The following is a 26285-nucleotide window of genomic DNA, read 5'->3' on the forward strand; positions in this document are numbered from 1 at the left end:
CCGGTCTCAGGGCAGGGTCAGGAAAAACAGGTCGGTAAACAGCCACCACACAAGGGTCGGAATGCTGAGGGCGATGGCGGCAAGGGGCAAGACGTTGCGCAAATTGCGCTCATGGAGAAACAGGAGGCCGGTGCAAAACACAAAGGGTATGGAGCACAGCAGAAATCCTAGCCCGGTATTCGGCCAGACATTCCCCACCGGTTCCATCAGCGTAAAATAAAGCAGCGTGCAGACAAGCGTGCCCAAGAAGCGGGGTTTGTCCATCCGGGCGAAGATCCCGGCCCAATAGGGGCCGCAGGCCAGGATGTTTTTGCGTTCCCGCACCGCTATGGCCAGACCCAATAGGGCCAGAAGGATGGCAATAAGCGTGGGAAACAGCAAATGCGATGTTTCAAAATCAAGTGTCACCTGGGTCAGGCCGCCCATTGTGTCCTCCTCTCCTGATCACGTCCGGCGCACCGGGCCAGGGGGCCCCGGTGCGCCGGGCAAGACAGCCTTGATCAGTCTGATGCAATCTCTGAAAGGACCTGCTCATAGGTGTCGCGCTTGGCCTTAAGGTGCTTCAGCGCTCCGTCCGAGGGCAGGAAATTCGGAATGAAGAAGGAGGCTTTCTGCCGCTTCTGGATCTCGCCGGACTGGAAGATCTCGCTCAAGGCGCCATTGATCTGAGTGACAATCCCCTCATCCATTTCCGGATTGAAAAGAAAGAAAAATTCCTTGTCAAAGGTGAAGTCGCCCTTGGCATCCAGGGGCACATGGGTGTTGGGTGAGGCGTGTTGAAGCAGCGCGTCCCGAGTGGTGTTGCCCATGCCTTCGGCCGGGGCCTGTTCAAGCGTTGCCGGGCGGGCCGTGATCCAGACGAATTTCATGGCTTTCTGGTCGTCGTCGGGCAACTGGGTGAACTGCTCATTGGCCTGGATGGACCCGTTGATCACATCGGCAAGCCCGTCCCACATGGCCTGGTTCTTGTCGGACTGAGAACCGGTGTTCACGGCCACGATGTTCTTTTCCGAACCTGGAGCGCGCAGCTTGGCTGCATTTTTCATGGCTGAAAAACCGATTTCCGACACGCCCCCCGGCTGGATGGCTACCCGGACCTTTTCGCCCGCTTCGGCGGCGGCGAAAATGTCTTCCATGGAGTTGAATTTGGACGATTTGGGAACGAGATAGGCGTTGCCCGGATTGATGGCGACCGTGGGGCCGATCTTGTAGGAGGCAAACGGATCCTCATAGCCCTCCCGGCCATATAGATCGCCCAGATAGGACTGGTCATGGAAGATCATCAGTGTTGTGCCGCGGCTGTCCCGCTTGAGGGCCTTGAAGGCGGCTGTTGCGCCGACCGCGTCCACCTTGATGTTGATGCCCAGATGTTCCGAAAGGGCATCTGCCACAATGGCCGAGTTCTGATAGGTGTCGCCGCCGGTCGACTTTGATCCGATGACCAGACGGACATTTTTCGGCAGATCCTGGGCGAAGGCTGTCAGGGATGTGGCCGTGACGGCGGCTGCGCCAAGCGCAGCAAGGGCAAGCCTGCGAGTAAAAATCATGAGTTCCTCCCGTTGCACCGGCGCTCCTCAAGCGGCCGGCAAGTGCGGATCTGGTCCGCCTGTGCATGGTTATGAATGCGCATACATTTGCTGGCATATCCGGCGTCATCCTGTCAAGAGGCCATAAAAATTCGAGCAAAATCAGAAACGAATGCAGCTTCAAGGAGAGTTGACAACCGTAAATGTATGCGCATACATAGCGCAAAAATTGGATGGGAGAGCTGCATGGGGACTGGGAGAAAACGCAAGGCGCCGGAAGAGTTGCGCAGCGCGCGGTGGTTTGCGCCGGACGACCTGCGGTCCTTTGGTCACCGTTCGCGCATGATGCAGCTTGGTTTTTCGGAAGACGAGTTCCGGGACCGGCCCATTATCGGCATGCTCAACACGTGGTCGGAGCTGAATTCCTGCCATGGCCATTTCCCCGAGCGGGTGGAAAATGTCCGCCGGGGCGTGTTGCAGGCAGGTGGCCTTGCCGTTGAAATGCCTGCGTTGTCGGTCGATGAAAGCTTCACCAAACCAACCTCCATGCTCTACCGGAACATGCTGGCGATGGAGACGGAGGAAATGATCCGCTCCCATCCCCTTGACGGGGTGGTGCTGCTGGGGGGGTGCGACAAAACCACACCGGGCCTTGTCATGGGGGCGATCACCGCAGGGGTGCCGTTCATTTTCATGCCCGCCGGCCCCATGCTGCGGGGCCACTATGCGGGGCGCAGTCTAGGCTCCGGGTCCGATGCCTGGAAATTCTGGGACGAACGGCGGGCCGGAAACATTTCCGATGCGGAGTGGCTGGGCATCCAGGGCGGGATTGCCCGCTCGGTCGGCACCTGCATGACCATGGGCACCGCCTCTACCATGACGGCGATTGCTGACGCCATGGGTCTGACCCTGCCCGGAGCCTCCTCGATTCCGGCTGCCGATTCCGGCCATCAACGCATGGCCAGCGCGTGTGGCCGCACGATTGTGGAGATGGTCTGGACCGGTTTGACCCCGGAAAAAATCATCACGGAGGCTTCAGTCCGCAATGCGGCGGTTGTGGCCATGGCCACAGGCTGTTCCACCAATGCGGTGGTGCATCTGATTGCCATGGCCCGCCGGGCCGGGGTCGCGTTCACCCTGGATGATCTGGACGCGCTGGGGCGCGTCACTCCCCTGGTGGCGAATATCCGCCCGGCGGGCAAGGACTACCTGATGGAAGATTTTTTCTATGCGGGCGGGCTCCGGGCGCTCATGAAACAGATCGAAGACCGTCTTGAGATCACGGCGCTGACCGTCAACGGCAAGACGCTGGGAGAAAACATTCAAGGAGCGGTGGTGCACAATGACGATGTCATCCGGCCCCTGTCCAATCCGGTCTATCATGAAGGGTCGCTTGCGCTTTTGCGGGGCAATCTGTGCCCGGACGGCGCGGTGATCAAACCCGCGGCCTGTGATCCGAAATTCCATGTTCACGAAGGTCCGGCCCTTGTGTTTGACAGCTATCCGGAGATGAAACAGGCCGTGGAGGATGAGTCCCTGGACGTGACCCCGGATCATGTCCTGGTCTTGCGCAATGCGGGGCCGCTGGGTGGGCCCGGCTTTCCCGAATGGGGCATGCTGCCGATCCCCAAGGCGCTGATCCGCCAGGGGCACCGAGACATGTTGCGCATTTCCGACGCCCGCATGTCGGGAACCTCCTATGGCGCCTGCGTGTTGCATGTCGCGCCTGAGAGCTATGTCGGCGGACCGCTGGCCTTGTTGAAGACCGGCGACCTTATCCGTCTCGACATTTCCAGCCGCAGCCTGAACATGCTGGTCGATGACGAGGAACTGGACCGGCGCAAGGCCGCGCTGCCGCCGCCGCCGCCCAGGTTCGAGCGGGGCTGGGGCTATATGTTTTCCAGACATGTGACCCAGGCGGACAAGGGCTGTGACTTTGACTTCCTTGAACGCGGCTTCGGACAAGCTGCAGGTGAACCGGATATCTACTGATGACCCACGATCTTGAGACCGCCCTGACCGGAATTTCCGGTATTCTCGTAACGCCCTATGACAATCAGGGCGGAATCGCTCCAAATACGCTCCAGCCGATCCTGGACCGGGCCTTGTCCGCCGGGGTGCATATTCCGGTCGTCAACGGCAATACGGGTGAGTTCTATGCTCTGACCACCGAGGAGGCCTGCACAATGGTGCGCGAGGTCTGCACCATGGTCGCGGGCCGGGCGCCGGTTCTGGCCGGGGTCGGGCGCGGTCTGCGCGATGCCTGCCAGCTGGCGGAAGCTTCGGCTGCAGCGGGGGCTGCGGCATTGATGATCCACCAGCCGCCGGACCCGTTTGTCGCTCCGCGCGGGATCGTGGCCTATGTGGAAGCTGTGTCGGCGGCAAGCGGCGGCCTTCCGGTCATGCTGTATCTGCGCAACGACACTATAGGCACGCAAGGGATCAAGGCGCTTTGCGACTTGCCCGGGGTCAAGGGGGTCAAATGGGCAACGCCCAATCCGCTGAAACTGGCCGATGCAATTGCCGCCTGTGACCCGTCGATCGTCTGGGTTGGCGGGCTGGCGGAAGTCTGGGCGCCGCCCCTTTATGCGGTCGGGGCACGGGGCTTCACTTCCGGCCTGATCAATGTGTGGCCAGAGCGGTCCGTTGCCATCCATGCGGCCCTGTCTTCCGGCAATTATGAAGAGGCGAACCGTTTGATTGCGGGGATGCGGGTGTTCGAAGATATCCGGGCAGAGGAAATGAACGGGACCAACGTCACGGGGGTCAAGGCGGCGCTGCAGCTGCAGGGGCGGGATTGCGGCCCGGCCCGGCCGCCCTCCGCCTGGCCCCTGACCAGCCGCCAGCAGTCCCGGCTTCGGGAGTTTCTGGCTGAAAACGGCCTTATGTGAACGTGGGAGCGGAAAGCCGATGAATGAAGATACACGGGCAAAACTCGAGCAGGTTTCCGTTGCGACACTGGCAACAGCTCTTTACAAGCGCGGCCTGCGCCATCAGGTGATCCAGGGGGTGCATCCGGTCGGGCGCAAGGGCCGGAACATGGTCGGGCCTGCCTTCACCTTGCGCTACATGCCGGCGCGCGAAGACCGCAACCAGCTGTCTGAATTCCGCAATCCCGAACATCCCCAGCGGGTTGCCGTCGAAACCTGCCCGGCTGGTGCGGTTCTGGTCATGGACAGCCGCAAACAGGCCGATGCGGCTTCTGCCGGAGACATTCTGGTCACCCGGCTGATGGTGCGCGGGGTTGCCGGGGTCGTGACCGATGGCGGGTTCCGGGATGCGGCGGTGATTGCCGGTCTCAATATTCCCGCCTACCACACGAGGCCATCCTCCCCCACCAACCTGACCAACAACGAGGCCATTGCGCTGAATGAGCCGATTGGCTGTGGCGATGCACCGGTGTTCCCCGGTGATATCATTGTGGGCGATGATGACTGTGTCATCGTCATTCCGGCGCATTTGTCACAAGAGGTGGCAGCTGAAGCTCTGGAAATGACCGCCTATGAGGATTTCGTGGTCGAACGGGTCAAGGACGGGCAGAGCATTATCGGGCTCTACCCGTGCACGCAGGCGGAAAACCGGACCGCGTTTGAAGCCTGGCGCAAGGCCAGCGGCCGCTGATAGACAGATTGACGGCTTCCCGACGCGGCACGCCCTCCGCGAGCGCGCCAGCCAGCCGCCATCCACATTCAGCACCGTGCCGTGAATGTAGGTGGCGTCCGCCCGGCGGATGATCCCGGTATTGTTGACGAGAAGGTCGATCTGCCCGGCTTCGAACAGCCGCTCGCACAACCGAGTACTGCTTCGGCAGTGAATGTTTGGGATCAGCTTTCGCGCTGAAGCGTGACCGCCAGCGGTACTGCTCCCGCAAGGCTTGAGCCAGCTTCAGGGAAAAGACGCCGGAGCGGGGGCGGAGAGAGCTTTGGCCGACTCCAGGAAACTGGCGATTTCAGGAAGGGATTTCTTGTCCCGCCGCACGATGGCGTTTTCGACGAAACTCATGCTCATTCTTGCGGAAGAGACGGGCCGGAACCGGATGCGGCTGTCTGGCTGACAGTCAAGAGTCGAGAAAAGAGCGACGCCAATGTCGTGTGCAACGGCTTCGCGGATCACTTCCCGGCTGCCAAAATCAAGAACACGTTTGGGTTCAAGGTTTTCAAAAGACATGGCGCGCTCGGTAAGGACGCGCGTGCGGGAGCGGCTGTCCCGGTATATCAGCGTTTCTTCCGATAGTTCTTGAAGTGTGATGCTGTCTTTGGCGGCCAAGGGGTTCCTTGCCGAAACCGCCGCCTGAAGGTGATCGGAGCGTATCGGCAGAATGAAAAGGGAAGCGCCACCAAGGGGGGGATCCACCGAAATCCCCGCATCGAAGTCGCCTTCCTCGACTCCCTTGATAATCTCGCCCATGGTCGTGAGCCTGAGTGTAACGTTCAGGTCCGGCTGATGTTTGAGCATCCTTTTCACGATCTGAGCGCCAAGCCGCGCGCTGTCGGTGGCGATCGTCAGTTTGCCTGTCGACGGGAATTTCTGGCGATCCAACATACGATCGACATCTTCTGATGCAGTCATAAGTTGAGTTGTTACAGAAAGGAGGTCACGGCCTGCATCCGTCAAGGCCAGCCTCTTGCCGAGCCTGTGAAACAGCTTGACGTTGCTGCGTGCCTCCAAATCCTTGATATGTTGTGAGATTGTCGGCTGACTCAGGTTGAGCGCCGCAGCGGCTCGGCCGACACCGCCTTCTTGAACCGTCAAATGAAACGCGCGAATCTGAGCATAATTCATAGCTACAGCCTATGTCATTGTGCGATGAAATCGATTTGTCTTATGTTTCTAAAGATTGCAAGACCCCGTTAGGGATTTCTGAAATTTTCAAGAGATTGAGACGGGGGCGACATGTCGAGAGATTTTGCAAACCATAAGATCGGTCTTGCCAGCGAGTTGCCGGTGGATCTGATTGCCGGTGCGGACACCACTGTCTTGAGCTTTCCAGCTCATGCGGATGACGAAGGACTGCGGATCAAACCGGTCAAGACCATGATCGGCGAATATGCCGTAGCGTTTGACGTTTTTTTTCCGTCCACCAGCGCCGCTTATATCAGCTTGATGCAAACGGGGTCCGGCGATGGGGAGCTTTTTCTCAAGAACAATGGCGACGGGACAGCCGGCATCGGAATTTCAGGAAGTTACAAAGGCAATGTGGCATTCGATGCTTGGAACCGTATCGCCGTCACAGTTCAAAAGACCGACAGCGGCACGGTTCTCACGTCCTATGTCAACGGCGAAGAAGTCCAATCACAAAGTCTTGGCGACACCTCCCGCTGGGATATCGGGGAAAACGGTCTGCTGCTGTTTTCCGACAATGACGGTGAAACAGCGCCGGGATACGTGTCTTCTGTCTTTTTCATGAACGACCCGGATTTTTCGGCGGTTGGTGCGGCCATCGCGGCGGCACCGGTGCCCGATGCGAATGGCTTTTTCCCCCAGGCGCCTGCAAGCTCTGCGACGGAAGTGAATTTCACCGGCAATGACATCACGCCACGCTATGGGTCCGCGGCCGTCGTTCTTGAAGGGGAAAACCTCCGTTCGGTGGCCACGTCCGGTGAAAGCCGGTTCGGTCTGGCCTCACAGCTGGGCGTCGACGGGCCCGGCGCGGACATTCCGGTGCTGCAGCACGGTGCTTATGGCCCCGATGAAGCCGTGGCCGTCAAGATAACGGGGCTGGAAACCCCCCTGTCTTCCTACACGATGGTGTGGGATGTGAACCTGCAAGAATTCCCTTCCGGCTACCACTCTCTTTTCCAGACCGATACGGCCAATGGCAACGATGGGGAGCTCTTCGTACGTTCGGACGGCGGACTGGGGATCAACGGGTCGTATGAGGGGAAGGTCCCCGAGGACACGTGGGCGCGAATTGCGATCACGGTGGAGAGCGATGGAGGAAAAGCCACGCTCACCAAATATATCGACGGTCAGCAGGTTGGCACACAAACAGTCGACCCAGCACGTTTTTCCATCAACCCGGACAAAGGGTTTTTGCTTCTTGGTGACAACAACGCAGAGGTCGGCAAGGGCTATCTGGCGCATTTTGCCTTGAGTTCACAGGTTCTCGACGGCGCGGCCATCGCAGCATTGGGGGGCGTCGACGCCCAGGGGGCGCTGGGGGGAGACGGAACGCTGGTCAAGATCGGGTTTGACGATTATGGCGTCACGGTTGAAACAGGGGCGGCGCAAGCAGGGCTGCTTTCCGAGCAATCTTCCGCTGTTCAGCCCGATGTCACCGGTATCAAGGACATGCTGGTTGCGGTAGGTGACACCCCGCAGACCTTCGACTTGACGGATGTTTTCGGAGACGGCGCCGGAGACTTCCAGGTCACCACGAGCAACGGCGGCAGCGTCAATGCTTCCATCGAGGATGGGATCCTCACCCTTTCATATGGCGGTCTGGGTGTTTCGGATCTGGTCATCACTGCGCAGGTCGATGGAACGACCGTAACCGACAATGTGCGGGTACGTGTTGCAGGAGAAGGCGCCTACACGATCGCGATCCTTCCCGATACACAAGACTATGCCGACAGAAACGCCGGAGCTGGCGAACAGTCGACGTTCAACGACATCGCGAACTGGCTGATCGATAACGCCAGCGGTAAAAAACTGGGCTTCGTGACCCATGTCGGTGATATCACCCAGCATGCGGGCAGCTCGGAATTTGTCATCGCCAAAGAAGCCATGAACATGTTGCGCGAGGCGGGAATTCCGTTTTCGGTTTTGCCAGGCAACCATGATATCGGGGATGGCGGCAGTTCGAACGTGCGCAAGACAGGCACGTATAATGACGCTTTTTCAACGTCCTACATGTCCCAAGACCCGACTTTTGGCGGCGTTTACGACCATGAGCCGGAGCGATACGACAACAACTACCATTTGTGGGATGCACCTGACGGAACCGGCTGGCTGATTCTCAATCTTGAATTCGGCCCTCGTGACGATGTTCTTCGCTGGGCGGATGATGTCCTGACGAAGTATGGCGATCGCAAGGCCATGGTCCTGACCCATTCTTACAACAATTTCGACGGGCGCCACGATCCGCTGGGCGGGGCGCTAAACGGGGAAGGCGCGGGATACAATTACGGTCTTAAGGCAGACCCGGAGGGAACCTGGGACGCGGAGTATCTTTGGCGCGAGGTTTTGACCAAACATCCGAATGTCGTGTTCACCGCAGGCGGGCATATTTTTGGTGATGGTGCTGAAACCGTTGTTTCCTATAACGATTTTGGGAATTCGGTCTACCAGTTCCTGGTGAACTACCAAGACGGTGTTTCCACGGAGATCACTGGCGCCGGCAATCAGAACAATGGTGGCAATGGTGGCAACGGGGCCATTCGCCTGGTGACGGTCGACCCGGCAAACAATGCCTTTTACACCGAGACTTACCTTACGGAGCTGGACACCTACGTGTCAGGCGCGCGCGGCAGCGGGGAGATGTCCCGTGACGGCCTTCAAGGCAAGTATGTGGGCCACGAGGAAACCTATACCGGCGTCGATCTGGGCGTCCGTTCGGCAGAAGCCGTCGCGGAGGCGGGATCCGATCAGCATGTCACCGCGCAGGCAGGCGAAGATACGGTCGAAGTGAGCCTTTCGGCAGCCAAGACGAGCAATCCGAACAGCGAAACCCTGACCTTCCGCTGGTTGAACGATGAAGGCAAAGTCGTCGCAACCGGTGAAACTGCTTCTCTGAAGCTTTCCGCCGGTGTCAATGACTTCACGCTGGAAGTCGAGTCAGGGGACGGCACTATCAGCCGGGCAGACCATCGGGTGATCGTGGAAACCGAAAAGACCTACCTGGTCGACACCTTTGACGACGGGAACGCAGATGGCTGGGTGGCACCCGCCCAGACGGAGGCCGAAAAAATCACCTATGGCAGCGAGTCCGGGTTCGGTATTCCGCAGATCGGTGCCGATGCGGGTCAGATTGCGAAAGTTGAAGCACTCGCGCAACGGGAAGGTATTCTCGTGAAGCCGGCCGGGGACGCGGACTTGGTGGAATACACCCTGGTTTACGATCTTTATGTAAAGGCGGGCCAGGGAACGTATGCGGGTCTTTTCCAGACCGACCTGGGGAACACTTCGGACGGTGATCTCTTCCTGAGGAACAGCGGTGACGGATCTGCCGGAGTGGGCATCTCGGGAAATTATGAAGGTGAGTTCAAGTTCGATGCCTGGAACCGCCTGGCGTTTACCTTCTCGGTCGAGGACGGAGCCCATGTGCTTCGCAAATATATCAACGGCACACTCGTGGGAACACAGGAGGTCACGTCCGAAGCTGCCGGATCGCGCTGGACGGTCAGCAAGGATGGCTTCTTGATTTTCTCAGACGAGAACGGTGAAACGCAGGACATTCACGTCAGCTCCTTTGCATTCGTCCCGGCTGCGCTGGACGCGGCAACTCTCAAGGACCTTGGCGGAGTGGACGCGGACGGGCCGTTCGGTGCGGCGCCCGTGGACGGGTCTGTCCAGCTCAATTTCGACGGTGCGCTCGACAAGTTCGATTTCGGAATGGCAACCGCTGGCCAGGTCACAATCGGCCAGTCCAACGGAACCGCGTTTGCGGTCAAGGGCGGCGTTGCATCCGGGGGCGAGGGTGGTGCTCTCTTTGAATGGTCCAACGCGGCAGACAATGCCATCGTCTGGCAGAACGGGAGCTGGGATGACATTGTTTTCGAGACGACGTTCCATTCGTTCGACAATGACGTCATGGGGGTCAGCTTTCGTCATCAGGAAAACGGCGATCAGTACCGCGTGACCTTCGACGCGCAATCGAATGTCCGCAAACTTGTCAAGATCGTGAATGGGACGGAAACGCTGCTGGCTCAGGAAGCTGGCGGCTATCGCTTCAACAGTGACATTGATCTGAAGATCACGGTAATCGGTGACCGGATTACCGTCCAAATGGACGATCACCTCATCTTTGGCGGGCCGGTTGAGGATGCAGCTCCGCTCGGGTCCGGGACCGTGGGGCTCTACAGCTCGAACCAGATGCGCGGGTATTTCGATGACGTCGTCGTGCGGGCGCCTGTTCTTTCCGCTGATGCGGGCGAGGATCAGCGTGTTGTCGACTGGGATGGTGACGGACGGGAAACCGTGGTTCTCGACGGCAGCGGCTCGGTGCTGCCGCAAACCGGCGTCAATGCCAGCTGGTCCGGACTGCCGGGGACTTCCGATGGCGTTGTTGTTGAAACGGAAGTTTATTCCGGTCTCAACCGCTTTGACTTCGCACTGGACAACGGCAAGTCGTCAGACCGCGTAAAGGTGGATCTCGTCAGTGGCGACCGCCTGATTGCCGCCGACAGGTTTGAAGATGGCGATCGGGCCGGATGGAAGATTGTTGACACGACCGAACTGGGAGATGGAGCGGACTGGGCTGTTGTGGACGGTGCGCTGGTTGAACGCTCCGGTTCTTACAGCCGCGAATTGACCTGGAACGGCGCCTCCAACGCTGACGTCTGGAAGCGGGGCTGGTCGCCGCTCGGGGATGGTGTGTTCGCCCTTCACAAGGGAACCTACGCTCTTTGGGAAGGCAATCAGTCCCTAGAAAATTATGGCATCGAGACGATGATCACCGCACCTCAGACCGGCGGCGTCGGTGTGATGCTCAATTGGATCGACGATGACAACTACTACAAGCTCGAGATTGACCTTCACGCGGGTTTGACGACCCTGGTCAAGGTCGTTGACGGCTACGAGAGCTATATCGGTCGCGTCACGACGGTTTACACGCCGGGTGACAGCTTCCACTTGCGGGCCGACAATGCGGATGGCCTGTTCCAGGTGTGGGTCGACGGGCAATCCATCTTCCACAACCCGATTGAAGATCACGATCTCGGTGCCGGGGCTGCGGGTGTCTATGCATGGGGGGCGGCCGGTGTCCGGTTCGATGATATCGCGATCGTCAGCCTCGAAGCGGCACCGGACGCTGTTCATCCGTACACCGGAAAACTGATCACGGGTACGGCAGGAGACGACGTTTTGTCGGGCACCGCTTATGATGACACAATGAAGCTCGGTGCCGGCAATGATGTTGGGATCGGACTGGCCGGCGATGACAAGATCTTCGGTGAAGAAGGGGATGACCGGCTGCAGGGTGGTGAGGGCTCGAACCTTCTTGACGGAGGTGAGGGCACGGACACGGCGGATTATTCGCAGTCTGCAAAGGGCATCTATGTCCGGATGGATCAGGGTTGGGAAACCGCGGTCTCGAACAAGGCTCTTGGTTGGTCCGCACTGGTTGCCGGTATCGGCAATGGCACCGTGGTGCATGACGAGTTGGTGAGTATTGAAAACCTCATCGGGACGGGCCGGGGCGATGTCATCGCCGGAAGCTTGGGGAGCAACACGATCCGGGGTGGCGCCGGGAATGATTATATCGGCGGCCTGGGCGGCGATGACGTGCTTCTGGGCGAAGAGGGCAACGACAAGCTGATTGGCGGCGCCGGAAACGACCTGATCGATGGGGGCGCTGGGAATGATATTCTGACAGGCGGCACCGGCGCGGACATATTTGTTTTCACATCGGGAAATGACGTGATCAAGGATTTCGGCAGCGTGCCGGCCGCGCGGAGCGCATCTTCCGCCGACGATATGGTCAGGATCTCGTTTGACGGTATCTTCAGCTTCGATGACGTCTTGGAGCATATCAGTCAAAACGGCCCGGACACCGTGATAAGTTTCAGCGATGAGGACAGCCTCACCTTGAAGGATGTTAGCGCCCTTACACTTGACGGCGACGACTTCCAGTTCGTCTGAAGGCTCGGGGGCCTGCGCGTTTGCCCTGCCGGAAACGCGCAGGCCCCCAAGATCATTTCTGAAAGCCTTGGAAACAGATGTGCTGTCTTGAGCACACCTTCTTTTTCCGACCGTTTGTCAGGCCGGTGGAGGCGATGTCTCCGTCAAAGCGGCTCGAATCCCCTCGTCTTCCATTTTGGTACGAGCGGAAACAAACGGATCTTCCATCCGGTGTGCAAGGCCAGACTTTAATACAACGGGGTGGATGTCTTCCCAACGCGGCAGGCCCTCCGCTAGCGCGCCAGCCAGCCGCCATCCACATTCAGCACCGTGCCGTGAATATAGGTGGCGGCCGGAGAGGCCAGAAACACGGCTGCCTCGGCAATGTCCTTGGCCGCGCCCCAGCGCCCGGCCGGAATGCGTTCCAGGATCTGCCGGTTGCGCTCCGGATCGTTGCGCAGGGCCTCCGTGTTGTTGGTGGCGATATAGCCCGGGGCAATGGCATTCACATTGATGCCCTTGGCTGCCCATTCATTGGCCAGCAGCTTGGTCAATCCGGCAACGCCGTGTTTTGAGGCCGTGTAGGACGGGACCCGGATGCCGCCCTGGAAGGACAACAGCGAGGCGATGTTGACGATGGCTCCCGTCCGCCCGTCCGCCAAAGCGGCCTTGCCAAAGGCCTGAGAGGCGAAGAAGACGGCCTTCAGGTTGATATCCATGACCTCATCCCAGTCGCGTTCGGTGAAGTCGGTGGCGTCCGCCCGGCGGATGATCCCGGCATTGTTGACGAGAATGTCGATCTGCCCGGCTTCGAACAGCGGCCCGGCGGCCATGGGGTCCGACAGATCGAGGGGCACATGGCGTCCGGATGGGATCTGTGCCAGGGTCTTGTCGCAGCTGCGCCGGGCCGCGCACAGCACGGTGGCCCCGGCGCGGCCCATGGCCACGGCAATGGCCTGGCCGATGCCGGTATTGGCGCCGGTCACCAGCGCGCATTTGCCCTCAAGTGAAAACGGGTTCACCGCAGATCTCCCATGGCCACCATGTCCATATCCGTGAAGTCGACATTGTCCCCGGCCATGGCCCAGCAGAACGTATAGGCACCGGTCCCGGCCCCGCAATGGATCGACCAGGGCGGCGAAATCACCGCGTCTTCATTGGCCATCACCAGATGCCGGGTCTCGCTGGGCTCGCCCATGAAATGGAAGACGCGCTGCTCCGGGTCCAGTTCAAAATAGAGATAGGCTTCCATGCGCCGGTCATGAACATGGGCCGGCATGGTGTTCCAGACCGAGCCCGGTGCGAACTGGGTGTAGCCCATCACCAGCTGGCAGCTTTCGGCAACCTCCGGATGGAGGAACTGCAGGATGACGCGCTTGTTGCACATCTCGTCGGAGCCCAATTCGACCCGGCGGGCATCTTCCTTGCGGATTAGCCGGGTCGGGCAGGTCCGGTGGGCCGGGGCGGAGAGCAGATAGAAGCGGCCGGGGCCGGAAAAGGTGACGGGTCCGGTGCCGCGTCCCAGATAAAGCACTTCGCCTTGAGCGAGTTGATGGCTCGTCCCGGCTGCGGTCACGGTTCCGGTCTCGCCGATATTGAGAATGCCGAGCTCGCGCCGCTCCAGAAGCGACGGAGTGCCTGCCTCGCGGACTTCGTCCAGAACCAGCTCGCCATCTCCCGGCACAGCGCCACCCAGGATCAGCCGGTCATAGTGGCTGTAGATCAGCTTGATCTCGCCGTCGGCAAACAGCCCACCGGCATGGAAATGGTCCCGGAGCCCGGTTGTGTCGAGCTGCTTTGCGGTGGCCGGGTCGATGGCGTAGCGGGTTTCAACGGTCAGCATGTGTTTGTCCTGTGGTTGAACATCAGAGGAAATCGTCCCGGCGGGGCGTGAACGTGTCGATGAGGGTGCCTGGGGTGAGGCATAGACAGCCATGGCGGGCATTGGCGGGAATGACGAAACTGTCGCCCGGCCCGACCTTGAAATCGGTACCGTCAATGGTGAAGCGGAAGCTGCCGCTCTCCACATAGGTCGACTGGACATGCGGATGGCTGTGCAGCTTGCCTTCGGCGCCTTCTGCTTCAAAGCGGAAGGCGACTACCATCAGCTCGGGGCTGTCAGACAGCACTTGCCGGGTCACTCCCGGGTCGGCTGGGACTTTGGGGAAGGTATTGACAAACATGAGTCGAACCTCAATGGAACAGGGAGGGAAGCCAAAGGGAAAGCGCGGGAATGTAGGTGACCAGCAGCAGGGTGAAGACGGCTGCGCCATAAAAGGGCCAGATCGTCCGGATGGCGCTCCAAACCGAGATCTTGCCGACGGCACAGCCGACAAACAGCACGGTGCCAACGGGCGGGGTGCACAGGCCGATACCCAGATTGAGCACCAGAATGACGCCGAAATGCACCGGATCAACGCCAAAGGCAGTGGCGACCGGAAGGAAGATCGGCGTGGTTATGACGATCAGCGGGGACATGTCCATGAACGTGCCGAGGAACAGCAGCACGATGTTGATCATCAGGAGGATGATGATCGGATTTTCGGACACGGTCTTCAGGAAGCTGACGAGTTCTGCCGGGATCCGCAAAAACGCCAGCAGCCAGCCGAAAGCAGCGGCACAGCCGATTACCAGCAGCACCATGGCGGTGGTCCGTACGGCGGCTTTGGTGGCTTCAACAAATTGCGGCCAGCGCATGGTGCGGTAGGCCAGTGTGGTGACCAGAAGCGCATAGACAGCGGCAATGCAGGAGCTTTCTGAGGCGGTGAACACCCCGGAGCGGACGCCGCCGAAAATGATGGCGATCAGCAGCAGGCCGGGCACCGCGTTGATGAAAAGGCCCCCAAGGGCAGCCCAGCCCGGAAAGCCTTCCGTTGGATAGCCTGCTCGCTTGGCCACGAACCAGGCGGTGATCATCAACGCGGTGGCAAGCAGCAGTCCGGGCAGGATGCCGGCAGTGAACAGATCGGCAATCGACAGGCGTCCTCCGGCTGAGATCGAATAAATGATCATGTTGTGGGAGGGCGGCAGCATCAGGGCGATGATGGACGACATCACGGTGATGTTGACGCCATACTCAACGGAATAGCCCTTTTTGCGCATCTGGGGGATCATCAGGCCGCCAATGGCGGTGGCGTCAGCGGCTGCAGAGCCTGAAATGCCACCAAACAGAACCGAGGCGGTGATGTTCACCTGGCCAAGGCCGCCGCGCAAGTGCCCGACCACCGCTCCGGCCAGCGCCACCAGCCGGCGGGCAATGTCTCCGCGCACCATCAGCTCTCCGGCGAAAATGAAAAAGGGGATGGCCATCAGCGCGAAGACCGAGACGCCGGAATTCAGGCGCTGGAATACGATGACCGGGGGCAGGCCCATATAGAGGACGGTGGCAAGGGAGGCGGCGCCCAGGCAGAAGGCCACGGGGGTTCCGATCAGAAGCAGGATCGTGAAGGTGCCGAAAAGAATATAGGGTTCCATGTCAGGCCTCTTCTATGGTGTCTTCGCCGAACCGGGCGGTCGGCAATCCCGCAGCCCTGCGGATGAGGCGCTCAAGGGAAAACAGAAAGACGAGACAGCCTCCGGCCACGAGGGGCAGAAAGTCGATAGCGCCGGACACGCCAAGCGAGGGCAGTTTCACCTCCCAGGCAGACAGGGCCAGCTCGGCGCCATAAAAGGCCATGCCTGCGCCGAAGGCGGCCACCACCACATCGGAAATGCTGAAGAAGACCAGCTTTGTGCTGTCCGGCAGGAAGTAGAGCAGCACATCGAAACTGAGGTGATAGCCTTCGCGAATGCCGACGGCTGCCCCCAGAAAGATGAACCATCCCATGAGAATGACCGAAGCGGGCTCGCTCCATACCAGACTGTCATTCATAACGTAGCGCATGAAGACCTGGGCGGAGATGAAGGCGGTCATCAGAAGAAGCCCGGCTCCGGCCAGCCAAAGGGCTGACCTTGACACAAGGCGCATGACGCTTGCGGCGAACAGAAGGGGATTTTGCACGGGTGTTGCCTTTGACGCAGGGGCGTGAGAGGCGGAGCGCGGCTCAAGGCCGCGCTCCCCATTGGCATCAGTCGGTGGCGCGGATGCGGCTGACCAGATCTTTGAGCTTGTCGGACGTGACATGCTTTTCATAGACGCTGTCCATGGCTGCCATGAACGGCTCCTTGTCGATCTCGGTGATCACTTCCACACCGGCAGCCCGAACTTTTTCCTCAGAGGCTTTTTCGCGGGCGCTCCACATGTCGCGCATCACCGGCACAGAGTCCTTGGCCGCCTGTTTCACGGCAGCCTGATCTTCCGGGGACAGCTTGTCCCAGCTGGCTTTCGACATGACCAGCACTTCCGGTACGATCAAATGCTCATCCAGCGTATAGTAGCCGGCGACCTCATAGTGGCCGGAAGACTCGTAGGAGGGCCAGTTGTTCTCAGCCCCGTCAATGACGCCGGTCTGGATCGAGGAATAGACTTCGCCATAGGGCATCGGGGTCGCATTGGCGCCAAGGGCTGACATCATGTCGACAAAGATGTCGGACTGCATCACCCGGACCTTCATGCCGGAGAGGTCCTCGATCGACTTGATCGGTTTGACCCGGTTGTAGAAGCTGCGCGAGCCGCCGTCGTAAAAGGCCAGGCCCACATAGCCATGGGGCTCGAATGCGGCCAGAATATCGTCACCGATGGGGCCGTCCATGACCGTGTGCATGTGGTCCACCCCTTTGAAGACATAAGGAAGGGAGACGACCTTGGTTTCTTCCACCAGGTTGTTGAAGGGGCCCATTGAGACGCGGTTCAGGTCGATGACACCGAACTTGGTCTGTTCGATGGTGTCTTTTTCCTGACCAAGCTGGGCGGAGTGGAACACTTCGATGCACAGGCGGCCGCCGGTTCTTTCTTCCAGCAATTTGCCCATATGTTTGACGGCTTCCACCGTCGGATAGCCGTCCGGATGGGTGTCGGACGATTTTAACGTGACCTCGCAGGCCAGAGCCGCCGTGCTGAGGGCGGCCGTGGCCAGAAGGGCTGTGGCAAGTGATTTCAGGACAGTCATGTTTTCCTCCCTGTGAATGGCTCCTCCTCAGAGCCGGTAGGCTTGTTTTGCAAGCCCGTAGGTGAGGTCGGCAGCGACCTCATAAGCCTCGTCCTCGTCCAACCTCCCAGTTGTCACGAGTGTGGCGAGGTAAGCGCAGTCGACCCGCCGGGCCACATCGTGGCGGGCGGGGATCGAGCAGAAAGCCCGGGTGTCGTCATTGAAGCCGACTGTGTTGTAGAACCCTGCGGTTTCTGTGGTCAGTTCCCGGAACCGGCGCATGCCTTCCGGGCTGTCGTGGAACCACCAGGCTGGGCCGAGCTTCAAGCTGGGATAGGCCCCGGCAAGCGGGGCGAGTTCGCGCGAATAGGACGTATCGTCCAGCGTGAACAGAATGATGCTGAGATTGGGTTCCAGGCCGACGGCGTCCAGAAGCGGTTTGAGAGCGGTCACATAGTTGGTCTGGACCGGGATATCGAAGCCCTTGTCCCGGCCATAGGCGGCCATGATGGCCTTGGAATGGTTGCGGAAGCTGCCGGGATGAATTTGCAGAACCAGAGAATCATCCAGGCTCATCCAGGCCATTTCGGTCAGCATTTGGCCGCGGAACGCATCGGCTTCTTCGGCTGAGCAGGTGCCTTGGAGCGCCTTCTGGAAGAGCCGGTCCGCATCGGCGGAAGACAGGTTCTCGGTGCGGGCTGATGGGTGACCGTGATCGGTGGATGTTGCGCCATGAGCCTTGAAGACGGCACGCCGGGTTCTATGGGCATTAAGATAGCCGCTGAATGTGGTAGCGTTTTCGCCGGTCAGGGCGCCAAACTGCTCCACATTTGCCGCAAAGCCCTCATAGTCCGGGTCCAGAACCGGATCGGGCCGGTAGGCAGTGACTACCCGGCCGCTCCAGACGTCGTCAGCGATCATTTTATGCCATTTCAGATCGTCCAGCGGAGACTCGGTTGTGGCGATGACTTCGATGTTGAAGCGCTCATAAAGGGCCCGAGGTCGGAATTCTGGCAGTTCCAGGCAGGCGGCAATATGGTCATAGGCCTCATCCGCGGTTTCGCTCGACAAGCGCCCTGACCAGCCGAACACCTCCTGAAAGGAATGCTCCAGCCACAGTCTCGATGGGGTCGCGCGGAACAGGTGGAAGTTCTCAGCAAACAGACGCCAGATCTTGCGGCTGTCCGTTTCCCGCCAACCGCCGTCCACACGGGGCACGCCGAGGGCGCTGAGTGCAATGCCCTGGGACTGCAGCATTCGGAAGACATAGTGATCTGGCACGACAAACAGCTGGGCGGGGTCCGGAAACGGCGCGTTTTCCGCATACCAGCGCGGATCCGTGTGACCGTGTGGGCTGATGATCGGTAAGCTTTTGATGCTGTCATAAAGCCGTCTTGCGACACCAAGGGCGCCCGGATCTGCCGGAAACAAGCGGTTTGGGGAAAGGCGGCCTTTCCCATCTCCAGTTGCTTTTATTGACTGAACCGGCACCCTATAGACTCCTACAGATCCATCAGGACTAGCTATGTTGTAGCTAGTAAACTGATATGCTAGTTTATTGGACGAGTCAATGGAGAGTCGATAGATGGCAGACAGCAGCGCTCTGAAAGCGCTTGAGCCGATCAAGATCCCGTCCGTGGCCGACACGGTGTTTGAAACGCTGCACCAGCAGATCCTGTCGCTGGAGCTGCCGCCGGGAACCAAAGTGTCTGAAGCAGAGGTCGCAAAGGCGCTGGGGGTCTCCCGGCAGCCAGTGCGCGATGCGTTTTTCCGGCTGTCCCAATTGGGTTTCCTGCTGATCCGCCCGCAACGGGCGACCGTGATTTCCAAGATTTCCGAAGAGGCCGTGTTAAGGGCGAAATTTGTCCGGATCGCCCTGGAGCATGCCTGCTGGACGGCCGCTATGGAGGTGATCACCGAGGCGCAAATCAGCGAGCTTGAAGATATTCTGGAGGATCAGAAAGAGGCCATCGCCGCCAATGACCAGAACCGGTTCCATGTGCTGGATGACGCCTTTCATCAGCAGATCTGTGCGATTGCAGGACATGACTATGTCTGGTCGCTGATCCGCGAACCCAAGGCGCATATGGACCGGGTGCGCTTCATCTCCCTGACCATCGGTGCTGCCCAAAGAGCCTATGATGACCATCTGGAGCTGATTGCCGCCCTCAGAAAGCGGCAAAAACCGTTATTGGAGGCGACCTTGAATGAGCATCTTGGCCGCATCGAACTCATCTTGCAGCAGATCCGCGCAGAAAAGCCGGATTATTTTCAGGGCTAAGCGCGCCGTGCTTCCTCAGGTTCGACTTTCGTTGGCGGACACCAAAGAGGTGACCGAAAAAGACAAAATGGCCTGACTGCGCAGGCACACGGCGGCCTTTAAGGGGGGGCGGGAGGTCCGGCCGGAAAGCCGACTGATCAGCCGGTCCCGGCAGAGCGCTGCAACAGGTCACGGTAGCGTGTCTGGCTGCCCAGAAGATGCTGGCGCATCTTCGCCCGGGCGGCCTCCGGATCGCATTCGGTAATGGCTCTTACAATCTCACAGTGTTCCCGGTCGAGAATGGCAATATAGGCCTTCAGCTCCGGACCCTTCGTTGCCGTTTCGAGAGCACGGCGGGGAATCACGTTCGGTCCGACAAGCTCCAGAAACTCCCTGAACCGCGGATTGTTGGCAGCGTCCGCAATGGCTAGATGCAATTCGAAATCCATCTGGGAACTGGACTTGCCCTTCAAAAACAGTTCATGCAGCCCGTTGGAAATCTCGATGAGTTTTTCCAGCTGGGCCGGAGAACGCCGCTGGGCGGCCAGCGCGGCGGCCTCGGTTTCCACGGCCATGCGCAATTCCAGCATTTCGATCATGGAGGAGATGCGCGCCGGTTCGATCTTCTGAAACGGTAAGGCCACTTTGCCCGAAGGGCTGCGCACAAAGACACCGGCACCCTGGCGGGATTCCAGCAGGCCGTCGGCGCGCAATGTGGCCACGGCTTCGCGGATCACCGTGCGGCTGACCGAAAACTCCTCCGTCAGACGGGCTTCGCTCGGCAGTTTGTCACCGACCGTGTAGCGGCCGTCTTCAATCTGTCCCCGAAGCGCTTCACACACGGTGGTGGCCAAAGTCTTTTTGGTCGGTTCCGCTGTCTGGTTTTTCATGCGTCGTCAGTGTCCCCAGGGCTGTCTATCTGTGTCTGAACTTGTATGATTTGTGTCCGATCTTGCCGTTAACCTAGAGCGACGACTCAGCGGAATCAACCGGTTTTCCAAGGCTTTTGAGGCAGGAGCTCCTAATCTGAACAAGAGATAAGTTTTATTTTTGTATGATGAATTATTGACATCATCATACAAGATGACGTATCTCCCCTGTTCAGCAACAAAGGGAAGGCAATGACTCCAGACCAGCTTAAAGACACGATTTCATCCGGCCTGCTGTCGTTTCCAGTGACGCATTTTCATGCGGACGGCTCCCTCAATCTCTCCAGCTATCAAAAGCAGATCGCATGGTTGTCTGATTTCGAGGCCGCGGCCCTGTTTGCCGCTGGCGGCACCGGCGAGTTCTTCTCGCTGTCACCCGACGAAGTGGAGACGGTCGTGCGCTCCGCAAAGGAAGCGGCCGGGACCATGCCGATCATTTCCGGGTGCGGCTATGGTACAGAGCTGGCGAAGGATATTGCCCGCCGGGCCGAAAAGGCCGGCGCGGACGGACTTCTGCTTCTGCCGAATTACCTTATTACCGGGCCGCAAGAAGGCCTTTACCGGCATGTGCGCGATGTCTGTGCGGCGACCGGCCTCGGAGTTATGGTCTATAACCGGGACAATTGCGTGATCCGGACAGACACGTTGAAACGGCTGGCTGGTGATTGCCCCAACCTGATCGGTTTCAAGGACGGAACCGGCAAGGTGGATCTGGTGCGTGAGATTACGGCCACGCTTGGGGACAGGCTCTGTTACGTGGGCGGTATGCCCACCCATGAACTTTTTGCGGAAGCATTGTATGGGGCGGGGGTGACCACCTATTCCTCGGCGGTGTTCAATTTTGTGCCGGATCTGGCGGTGCGTTTCTTCAAGGCGCTGCGCGGCGGAGACCGGGCTTGCGTCCAGTCCATTCTTGAAGACTTCTTCTTTCCCTTCGCCCGCCTCAGAGACCGGCAGCCGGGCTACGCGGTTTCGGCGATCAAGGCGGGGGTGCGCCTTGCCGGATTTGATGCTGGTCCGGTGCGCGCACCGCTGACCGACCTGAGCTCTGACGAAATGGACATGCTGAAGGGGCTCATTGATACGGCAGCTAAAGCTGGCAAAGGCTGAGCTGACCAGCTTTTCGGCCGGGGACGCCCGCCGTCTGGCGCGTGCTGCGCACCTTTTATCTGGAAGTGAACCAAAGGGAGGAAATCATGAAAAAGACATTGAACGTTCTGCTGGCAGCGGCCTCGATTGGCCTGATGACCACGGCAGGAGCCCTGGCGGATTACCCGGAACGGGACATCCGCATGGTCGTGCCCTGGGGCGCGGGCGGCGGGACGGACGCGATTGTCCGTAAATTGTCGACCCTTGCCGAAGGCATTCTCGACACATCCATCTATGTGGAAAATATCGAAGGCGGCATCAGTGCCACCGGTGTGTCCGAAGTCATGAAGTCCAAGCCGGACGGCTATACGATCGGGGCACTCACCTATGACAGCGTGGTCACCGTGCCCTGGCAGGGACTGCTGCCCAGCTACAAGATGGACAAGCTGAAGCTGATCGCCCGCGTGACCAGCGAACCGGATGCCATCGTCGTTGATGCCAATGCGTCCTATGAAAGCGTGGGTGATCTGATTGCCGATGCCAAGGCGCATCCGGGCAAGGTGAAGGTTGCCATTCAAAACACCGGATCGCGCACCCATCTGGCGCTGCTCCAGCTTCAGGATGCCAAAGACGTCAAGTTCAACCTGATCGCCTATCCGGGCGGGGCTGCTCCGCAGAAGGAAGCGATCTTGAACAATGAGGTGGACGTGGCGGCCACCAGCTTGGGTGATTTTGCCTCGCTTATCCAAAGTGGCGATGCAAGGGGGCTGATGGAGTTCTCCGGAGCCCGCAATCCGACCTATCCGGATGTGCCGACGGCGGCCGATGAGGGCCTGGATATCCGGGTGGGCAGCTTCATTGTCCTGGCCGCACCGGCCGGAACGCCGGACAATGTGGTCGAAAAGATCGAAGCGGCCTATAAGCAGGCGCTGGAAAGCGACGAATTCCAGACCTGGGTGTCCAATGTGGGCGTCACTCCGGACTGGATCGGCACGGCCGATGTGACTGCCTGGGCCAACGAGACGTCCAAAACCCTGTTCAAGCAGATGGATGACCTCGTCGAAAAAGGCGTCATCTCCAAGTAAGACCCCTCTTGGGATGGGGCGCCGGCCCGGAAAGCCGGTGCCCCATTTGTCCATGAACAGGCGAGCAAATGTCTGACTTTTCGCAAAAGCTGGCGCGTGTTGGGTTTCCGGTGTTTCTGCTTGTGCTGACCACGGTGTATCTGACTGCCGCCTTTCAGATCCGGGTGCCCTTTGACGAAGGCTTGGCGGGCCCCCGGTTCTTGCCGGTTGTGGCCTCGGTGGCGATGTATCTGGCGCTGTTGAGAATTGTGTGGCGGGACAGCCGTGAAGCTGTGAAGGGAGAGCCTATGGCGGCACTGATGGCTCCGGCCCAGGTCGTGTTTGCAACAGCGCTCTATGTGGCGCTGTTCCAGCCGCTCGGCTACCCGCTGGCAACATTTCTGTTCGCGCTCAGCCTTTTCTGGGTGTTCCGTTTCGAATGCGGCCGCCTCCTGCGGATGGCGGCCTATGCTGTGGCGGTCACTCTTGTCTTCTACGGGCTGTTCGGCCTTGCCTTCAACATCCGCCTGCCAATGCTGCCCGGAGGGGTCTAGTGGACTTTTTCTTTGATCTCCTGCAAGGCTTCGCGGCGCTTGCTCGGCCTGATGTGTTCGGTTTCATGGTGCTCGGCTTTTTCATCGGTGCCTTTTTCGGGGCCATGCCGGGCCTGACCTCTGTGCTGGCCATCGCCCTGCTTTTGCCGATCACCTACAGCATCGATGTGGTTCCGGCGCTGGTGATGTGTGCGTCCATCTTCATGTCCGGCATGTATGCGGGCAGCATCACGGCCACCACGATCAATATTCCCGGCGCTCCCTCTTCAATGATGACGGCGCGGGAAGGCAATCAGCTGATGAAACGGGGCCAGGGGGCGAACGCACTTGGCCATGCGGCGCTCGGCTCCATGATTGGCGGCTCGGTCGGAGCGCTTCTGCTCATGGGCCTGATGCCGCTCGCCGCCAAGGCGTCGCTTCTGATCCAGACGCCGGGCAAGTTCTCCCTGGTTTTGTTCGCGCTCATTGTGATCGTGATCGTCGAAAAGGCGGACATCTGCAAAGGCATTGTGGCCACTATGCTCGGGGTCATGATTGCGACCATCGGGATAGATGTGATGCAGCCGGTGCCGCGCTTTTCGTTCGGGACAGAAACTCTTGTGGAAGGCATCGACATGATGCCGATCATCATCGGGACATTTGCGATCTGCGAGGTGCTGGTGCAGGCCCAGCTCCATGCCTCGGCCGTGCAGGCCAAGACGCTGGAAGCTGCGGCCAAGGTCCGCCGCCGGGATTTCCTGCCGAAATGGTCGGAAATCCGCGAGATTGGCCTGTTCACCTATGTTAAAAGCGCTCTGATCGGCTATGGCATCGGCATTCTGCCGGGCGCAGGTGGTTCCATGGCGGCCTTTGTGGCCTATGCGGATGCCAAGCGCGGGTCCAGAAGGCCCCAGGAGTTTGGCAAGGGCAGCCGGACGGGCATTGCGGCAGCGGAAAGCGCCAACAACTCCATGTGCGGCGGGGCGTTTGTGCCCATGCTCATGTTCGGCATCCCCGGCGATCCGACAACGGCCGTCGTGCTGGGGGTTCTGGTCATCAACGGCCTGCAGCCTGGCCCGCGCCTTCTGGAGAATCAGGTGGATCTGATTGCGCCCATGTTCGCCTCGCTCCTGTTGAGCGCCCTGATCCTGATCCCGCTGACCCTGTTCCTGCTGGGGCCCTGGTTCGTGCGGATCGTTTCCATTCCCCGCGGGCTTTTGTATGCGTCCATCGCGGTCGTGGCCCTGGTGGGCAGCTACGTGGCCACCTTCTCGGTGTTTCAGATGGCGCTTGCGGTGGTATTCGGCATTCTTGCCTTCTTCATGCGCAAGAACGGATACCCGACGGTTTCGCTGCTGCTGGGCTTCATTCTGGGACCGGATCTGGAACAGTATCTGCGCCGGTCCCTTGCGCTCAATGACAACAATCCTATGGTGTTTCTCACCAGTCCGGACAGCCTGTTTTTCCTGGTGCTGGCGGCTGTCTTTTTCTACGTCATGGTTCTGAAGGGATCTTCAGGCAAGGCCGGAGATCCGGAGCAAGACCGTCTGGCGGAGTGATACCAATTTGATCAGATAGGTCTTTGTCAGGTCAGGTTGAGATCAGCTGACCGGCTTTGTACACGGCGCCGTCAACAATCCTTTTCGTCAAAACCAAAGACCACGCCTTCTCGGGTGGAAAGGCGTGGTCTTGTCGCGGGGCAGCCTTTTTGAAACTGGAGCCAAGGAGGCATGGCGCCAAGGCTACCGCCTTGGGAGCGCGGGTCCCTAGAATTTCTTGGCCACGTTGAACCAGAACGTATCGCCCTGGGAGCGGTTCTGTGTGACCACGTCATGCTGCCAGGAGCCGCTCAGCTCAAATCCGGGGTTGAAGGAATAGCTCAGCGACGGGCCAATGGCGAAGGCCATGCCGCGGTTGCCATCGTCCGAAACTCTCGGGCCGCTGTCATCCGTCAGCTGCTGCAGGTAATAGCCAACCGCGCCAAGACGCCATTTGTCGATGTTCCAGCCAACCGCATAGTCAACCACCAATTCCGTTCCGGAGGTGTAGTCGGTGTCATGGTTTTCGGTGTTGAAAATCAGCCGGGCAGTGGTGCCTAATTCCAAGCCCTTCGGGTCCTTGTAGTGATAGCCAATGGTCGGCTGGAAAGACCAGTGGTTCAGGCCGATATTGATTGCATCATCGGCGCTGTATTTGCCGGTCGGGCCGGCAATATCGAGGCCGGCGAGAAAGGCGTGTTTTCCCTTTGTGTGCCAGGCGAGGCCAATCGTACCGGAAATGTCGGCAAGTCCCAGTTGGGTGTCCGAGGCCACCGGAATGGTCAGATCGAGATGAACAACCGGAATGACGAGCTGGGTCCAGAGCTTGGCGCCTGCAATCTCCACCGGGCTTACATACAAGAACCGCATGGTTTCTGCGACGGATTGAACCTCAAAGGGGATCGGCCGCTCGTTGCCGTCGGCATCATTGGTCCGGTCGGCGTTGAAATAGCTGGTCTGTGACAGGAAGTAGAGACCGGGGAAGGGCGGCACACCTCCGGCAAAAAACTGGGCGGAACCGGGCGAATACTGGGTGTTGCCGTTTTCTGCTGCCCAAGCGCCCGATATGGCGGTTCCTGAAAGAGCCGCACACAGAAGCACTCCGCTCACTTTAGATTTCAAATGCATTCCATCCTCCTCACATGGACCTGAAAGGTCCTTTGGGACCTTTTGGGGTGCACGCCTCCCGTCAGCGCCCTCGACACAAGGGAACAGCAACGGTTTTCCAGTCTGGGAACACACGACTTCCCTCCGGCCGGCTCTTCCGCCGTCCGCGGCCTGCCGGTCTTGCCGGCGGCGTGGTGATGTCGATAAACCCTCCCGCTCGGGATCCGGGACAGGAACTGTCTCGAAGATCCCGGATTTCGCTGGCCCAATTCCTCCTGGAGCACGATGCGAACACCCGGAAATATACGTAGAATATGCAATACTATCTGTAAAATTACGATTTCAAATGAATGGTATTCATTTTTGAAATACCTGTTTGGGTGTCCTTTTTCATAAAACAAGCGCGGCGATTTCGCATCCGGACCTGAGGAAG

The 26285-nt window shown here is 59.4% G+C and carries 21 protein-coding genes; 9 read left to right on the plus strand and 12 right to left on the minus strand.

All coding sequences use genetic code 11. The features are described from left to right. Positions 1 to 6: 6 nt before the first annotated feature. Positions 7 to 426: a tripartite tricarboxylate transporter TctB family protein gene (locus ACXAH0_RS07135; RefSeq protein WP_475189945.1), complete on the minus strand. Its 420-nt coding sequence runs from the start codon at positions 424 to 426 to the stop codon at positions 7 to 9. Between the two features lie 74 nt (positions 427 to 500). Further along, the gene (locus ACXAH0_RS07140) at positions 501 to 1547 is read right to left on the minus strand and encodes an ABC transporter substrate-binding protein (RefSeq protein WP_475184054.1); all 1047 of its coding nucleotides are present in this window, start codon (positions 1545 to 1547) and stop codon (positions 501 to 503) included. A gap of 225 nt (positions 1548 to 1772) precedes the next feature. On the opposite strand from ACXAH0_RS07140, the gene araD reads away from it, so the two are divergent. Genes araD through ACXAH0_RS07155 form a run of 3 tightly spaced genes read left to right on the plus strand, consistent with a single transcriptional unit; the run spans position 1773 to position 5147 of the window. Next, positions 1773 to 3518, plus strand: coding sequence for an L-arabinonate dehydratase (gene araD, locus ACXAH0_RS07145; RefSeq protein ID WP_475189947.1), 1746 nt, complete (start codon positions 1773 to 1775; stop codon positions 3516 to 3518). Continuing rightward, on the plus strand, positions 3518 to 4417 hold the full coding sequence (locus ACXAH0_RS07150; RefSeq protein ID WP_475189949.1) for a dihydrodipicolinate synthase family protein: 900 nt from the start codon (positions 3518 to 3520) through the stop codon (positions 4415 to 4417). The genes araD and ACXAH0_RS07150 overlap by 1 nt, the downstream gene beginning before the upstream one ends. A 19-nt stretch (positions 4418 to 4436) precedes the next feature. Continuing rightward, positions 4437 to 5147 (plus strand): ribonuclease activity regulator RraA, encoded by a 711-nt coding sequence (locus ACXAH0_RS07155; RefSeq protein WP_475189951.1) that lies wholly within the window; start codon positions 4437 to 4439, stop codon positions 5145 to 5147. A gap of 264 nt (positions 5148 to 5411) precedes the next feature. On the opposite strand, the gene ACXAH0_RS07160 is transcribed toward ACXAH0_RS07155, so the two are convergent. After that, complete coding sequence (locus tag ACXAH0_RS07160; RefSeq protein WP_475184043.1) at positions 5412 to 6308, minus strand: LysR substrate-binding domain-containing protein; 897 nt, start codon at positions 6306 to 6308, stop codon at positions 5412 to 5414. Positions 6309 to 6419: 111 nt separating this feature from the next. Here ACXAH0_RS07160 and ACXAH0_RS07165 point away from each other — a divergent pair, with 111 nt between their 5' ends. Continuing rightward, positions 6420 to 12326 (plus strand): LamG-like jellyroll fold domain-containing protein, encoded by a 5907-nt coding sequence (locus tag ACXAH0_RS07165; protein WP_475189953.1) that lies wholly within the window; start codon positions 6420 to 6422, stop codon positions 12324 to 12326. Between the two features lie 272 nt (positions 12327 to 12598). On the opposite strand, the gene kduD is transcribed toward ACXAH0_RS07165, so the two are convergent. The 7 genes from kduD to uxaC all read right to left on the minus strand — a co-directional run bounded on the left by kduD (position 12599) and on the right by uxaC (position 18823). Further along, positions 12599 to 13327 (minus strand): 2-dehydro-3-deoxy-D-gluconate 5-dehydrogenase KduD, encoded by a 729-nt coding sequence (gene kduD / locus ACXAH0_RS07170; protein ID WP_475189955.1) that lies wholly within the window; start codon positions 13325 to 13327, stop codon positions 12599 to 12601. Further along, the gene (kduI, locus tag ACXAH0_RS07175) at positions 13324 to 14148 is read right to left on the minus strand and encodes a 5-dehydro-4-deoxy-D-glucuronate isomerase (protein ID WP_475189958.1); all 825 of its coding nucleotides are present in this window, start codon (positions 14146 to 14148) and stop codon (positions 13324 to 13326) included. The genes kduD and kduI overlap by 4 nt, the downstream gene beginning before the upstream one ends. Positions 14149 to 14170: 22 nt before the next feature. Continuing rightward, positions 14171 to 14488, minus strand: coding sequence for a cupin domain-containing protein (locus tag ACXAH0_RS07180; protein ID WP_475184034.1), 318 nt, complete (start codon positions 14486 to 14488; stop codon positions 14171 to 14173). A gap of 10 nt (positions 14489 to 14498) precedes the next feature. Continuing rightward, positions 14499 to 15779 carry a TRAP transporter large permease gene (locus tag ACXAH0_RS07185; RefSeq protein ID WP_475189959.1) on the minus strand — a complete coding sequence of 427 codons (1281 nt, stop codon included), beginning with the start codon at positions 15777 to 15779 and terminating at the stop codon, positions 14499 to 14501. A 1-nt stretch (position 15780) separates the two neighbouring features. Further along, positions 15781 to 16272: a TRAP transporter small permease gene (locus ACXAH0_RS07190; protein WP_475190041.1), complete on the minus strand. Its 492-nt coding sequence runs from the start codon at positions 16270 to 16272 to the stop codon at positions 15781 to 15783. Positions 16273 to 16372: 100 nt separating this feature from the next. Continuing rightward, positions 16373 to 17353 (minus strand): TRAP transporter substrate-binding protein, encoded by a 981-nt coding sequence (locus ACXAH0_RS07195; RefSeq protein ID WP_475189961.1) that lies wholly within the window; start codon positions 17351 to 17353, stop codon positions 16373 to 16375. A 27-nt stretch (positions 17354 to 17380) separates the two neighbouring features. Then, on the minus strand, positions 17381 to 18823 hold the full coding sequence (gene uxaC / locus ACXAH0_RS07200) for a glucuronate isomerase (protein WP_475184028.1): 1443 nt from the start codon (positions 18821 to 18823) through the stop codon (positions 17381 to 17383). A 94-nt stretch (positions 18824 to 18917) separates the two neighbouring features. Here uxaC and ACXAH0_RS07205 point away from each other — a divergent pair, with 94 nt between their 5' ends. After that, positions 18918 to 19613: a GntR family transcriptional regulator gene (locus ACXAH0_RS07205; protein ID WP_475184027.1), complete on the plus strand. Its 696-nt coding sequence runs from the start codon at positions 18918 to 18920 to the stop codon at positions 19611 to 19613. A 137-nt stretch (positions 19614 to 19750) separates the two neighbouring features. Here ACXAH0_RS07205 and ACXAH0_RS07210 read toward each other — a convergent pair whose 3' ends face one another. Continuing rightward, on the minus strand, positions 19751 to 20482 hold the full coding sequence (locus ACXAH0_RS07210; RefSeq protein ID WP_475189964.1) for a FadR/GntR family transcriptional regulator: 732 nt from the start codon (positions 20480 to 20482) through the stop codon (positions 19751 to 19753). A gap of 231 nt (positions 20483 to 20713) precedes the next feature. On the opposite strand from ACXAH0_RS07210, the gene kdgD reads away from it, so the two are divergent. The 4 genes from kdgD to ACXAH0_RS07230 all read left to right on the plus strand — a co-directional run bounded on the left by kdgD (position 20714) and on the right by ACXAH0_RS07230 (position 24766). Then, a complete protein-coding gene (gene kdgD / locus ACXAH0_RS07215) occupies positions 20714 to 21631 on the plus strand; it encodes a 5-dehydro-4-deoxyglucarate dehydratase (protein WP_475184022.1) in 918 nt (305 codons plus the stop codon). 86 nt (positions 21632 to 21717) lie between these two features. Further along, the gene (locus ACXAH0_RS07220; protein WP_475189966.1) at positions 21718 to 22695 is read left to right on the plus strand and encodes a Bug family tripartite tricarboxylate transporter substrate binding protein; all 978 of its coding nucleotides are present in this window, start codon (positions 21718 to 21720) and stop codon (positions 22693 to 22695) included. A 68-nt stretch (positions 22696 to 22763) separates the two neighbouring features. After that, positions 22764 to 23228 (plus strand): tripartite tricarboxylate transporter TctB family protein, encoded by a 465-nt coding sequence (locus ACXAH0_RS07225; protein WP_475189968.1) that lies wholly within the window; start codon positions 22764 to 22766, stop codon positions 23226 to 23228. After that, on the plus strand, positions 23228 to 24766 hold the full coding sequence (locus ACXAH0_RS07230; RefSeq protein WP_475189970.1) for a tripartite tricarboxylate transporter permease: 1539 nt from the start codon (positions 23228 to 23230) through the stop codon (positions 24764 to 24766). The genes ACXAH0_RS07225 and ACXAH0_RS07230 overlap by 1 nt, the downstream gene beginning before the upstream one ends. A 207-nt stretch (positions 24767 to 24973) precedes the next feature. Here the strand turns inward: ACXAH0_RS07230 and ACXAH0_RS07235 are convergent, their stop codons facing one another. Further along, positions 24974 to 25873, minus strand: a complete 900-nt coding sequence (locus tag ACXAH0_RS07235) for a SphA family protein (protein ID WP_475184012.1) — start codon at positions 25871 to 25873, stop codon at positions 24974 to 24976. Positions 25874 to 26285: the final 412 nt, after the last annotated feature.

The sequence above is a fragment of the Roseibium sp. AWQ4_290 genome (assembly GCF_056160985.1).

What these genes read in the sequence shown, in the direction of transcription:
- kdgD (WP_475184022.1), top strand. Translation starts at nt 20,714, where the DNA reads ATGACTCCAGACCAGCTTAAAGACACGATTTCATCCGGCCTGCTGTCG.
- ACXAH0_RS07235 (WP_475184012.1), bottom strand. Translation starts at nt 25,873, where the DNA reads ATGCATTTGAAATCTAAAGTGAGCGGAGTGCTTCTGTGTGCGGCTCTT.
- ACXAH0_RS07205 (WP_475184027.1), top strand. Translation starts at nt 18,918, where the DNA reads ATGGCAGACAGCAGCGCTCTGAAAGCGCTTGAGCCGATCAAGATCCCG.
- ACXAH0_RS07140 (WP_475184054.1), bottom strand. Translation starts at nt 1,547, where the DNA reads ATGATTTTTACTCGCAGGCTTGCCCTTGCTGCGCTTGGCGCAGCCGCC.
- ACXAH0_RS07135 (WP_475189945.1), bottom strand. Translation starts at nt 426, where the DNA reads ATGGGCGGCCTGACCCAGGTGACACTTGATTTTGAAACATCGCATTTG.
- ACXAH0_RS07160 (WP_475184043.1), bottom strand. Translation starts at nt 6,308, where the DNA reads ATGAATTATGCTCAGATTCGCGCGTTTCATTTGACGGTTCAAGAAGGC.
- ACXAH0_RS07150 (WP_475189949.1), top strand. Translation starts at nt 3,518, where the DNA reads ATGACCCACGATCTTGAGACCGCCCTGACCGGAATTTCCGGTATTCTC.
- ACXAH0_RS07195 (WP_475189961.1), bottom strand. Translation starts at nt 17,353, where the DNA reads ATGACTGTCCTGAAATCACTTGCCACAGCCCTTCTGGCCACGGCCGCC.
- ACXAH0_RS07155 (WP_475189951.1), top strand. Translation starts at nt 4,437, where the DNA reads ATGAATGAAGATACACGGGCAAAACTCGAGCAGGTTTCCGTTGCGACA.
- araD (WP_475189947.1), top strand. Translation starts at nt 1,773, where the DNA reads ATGGGGACTGGGAGAAAACGCAAGGCGCCGGAAGAGTTGCGCAGCGCG.
- kduI (WP_475189958.1), bottom strand. Translation starts at nt 14,148, where the DNA reads ATGCTGACCGTTGAAACCCGCTACGCCATCGACCCGGCCACCGCAAAG.
- ACXAH0_RS07190 (WP_475190041.1), bottom strand. Translation starts at nt 16,272, where the DNA reads ATGCGCCTTGTGTCAAGGTCAGCCCTTTGGCTGGCCGGAGCCGGGCTT.
- ACXAH0_RS07185 (WP_475189959.1), bottom strand. Translation starts at nt 15,779, where the DNA reads ATGGAACCCTATATTCTTTTCGGCACCTTCACGATCCTGCTTCTGATC.
- ACXAH0_RS07180 (WP_475184034.1), bottom strand. Translation starts at nt 14,488, where the DNA reads ATGTTTGTCAATACCTTCCCCAAAGTCCCAGCCGACCCGGGAGTGACC.
- ACXAH0_RS07225 (WP_475189968.1), top strand. Translation starts at nt 22,764, where the DNA reads ATGTCTGACTTTTCGCAAAAGCTGGCGCGTGTTGGGTTTCCGGTGTTT.
- ACXAH0_RS07220 (WP_475189966.1), top strand. Translation starts at nt 21,718, where the DNA reads ATGAAAAAGACATTGAACGTTCTGCTGGCAGCGGCCTCGATTGGCCTG.
- ACXAH0_RS07210 (WP_475189964.1), bottom strand. Translation starts at nt 20,482, where the DNA reads ATGAAAAACCAGACAGCGGAACCGACCAAAAAGACTTTGGCCACCACC.
- ACXAH0_RS07165 (WP_475189953.1), top strand. Translation starts at nt 6,420, where the DNA reads ATGTCGAGAGATTTTGCAAACCATAAGATCGGTCTTGCCAGCGAGTTG.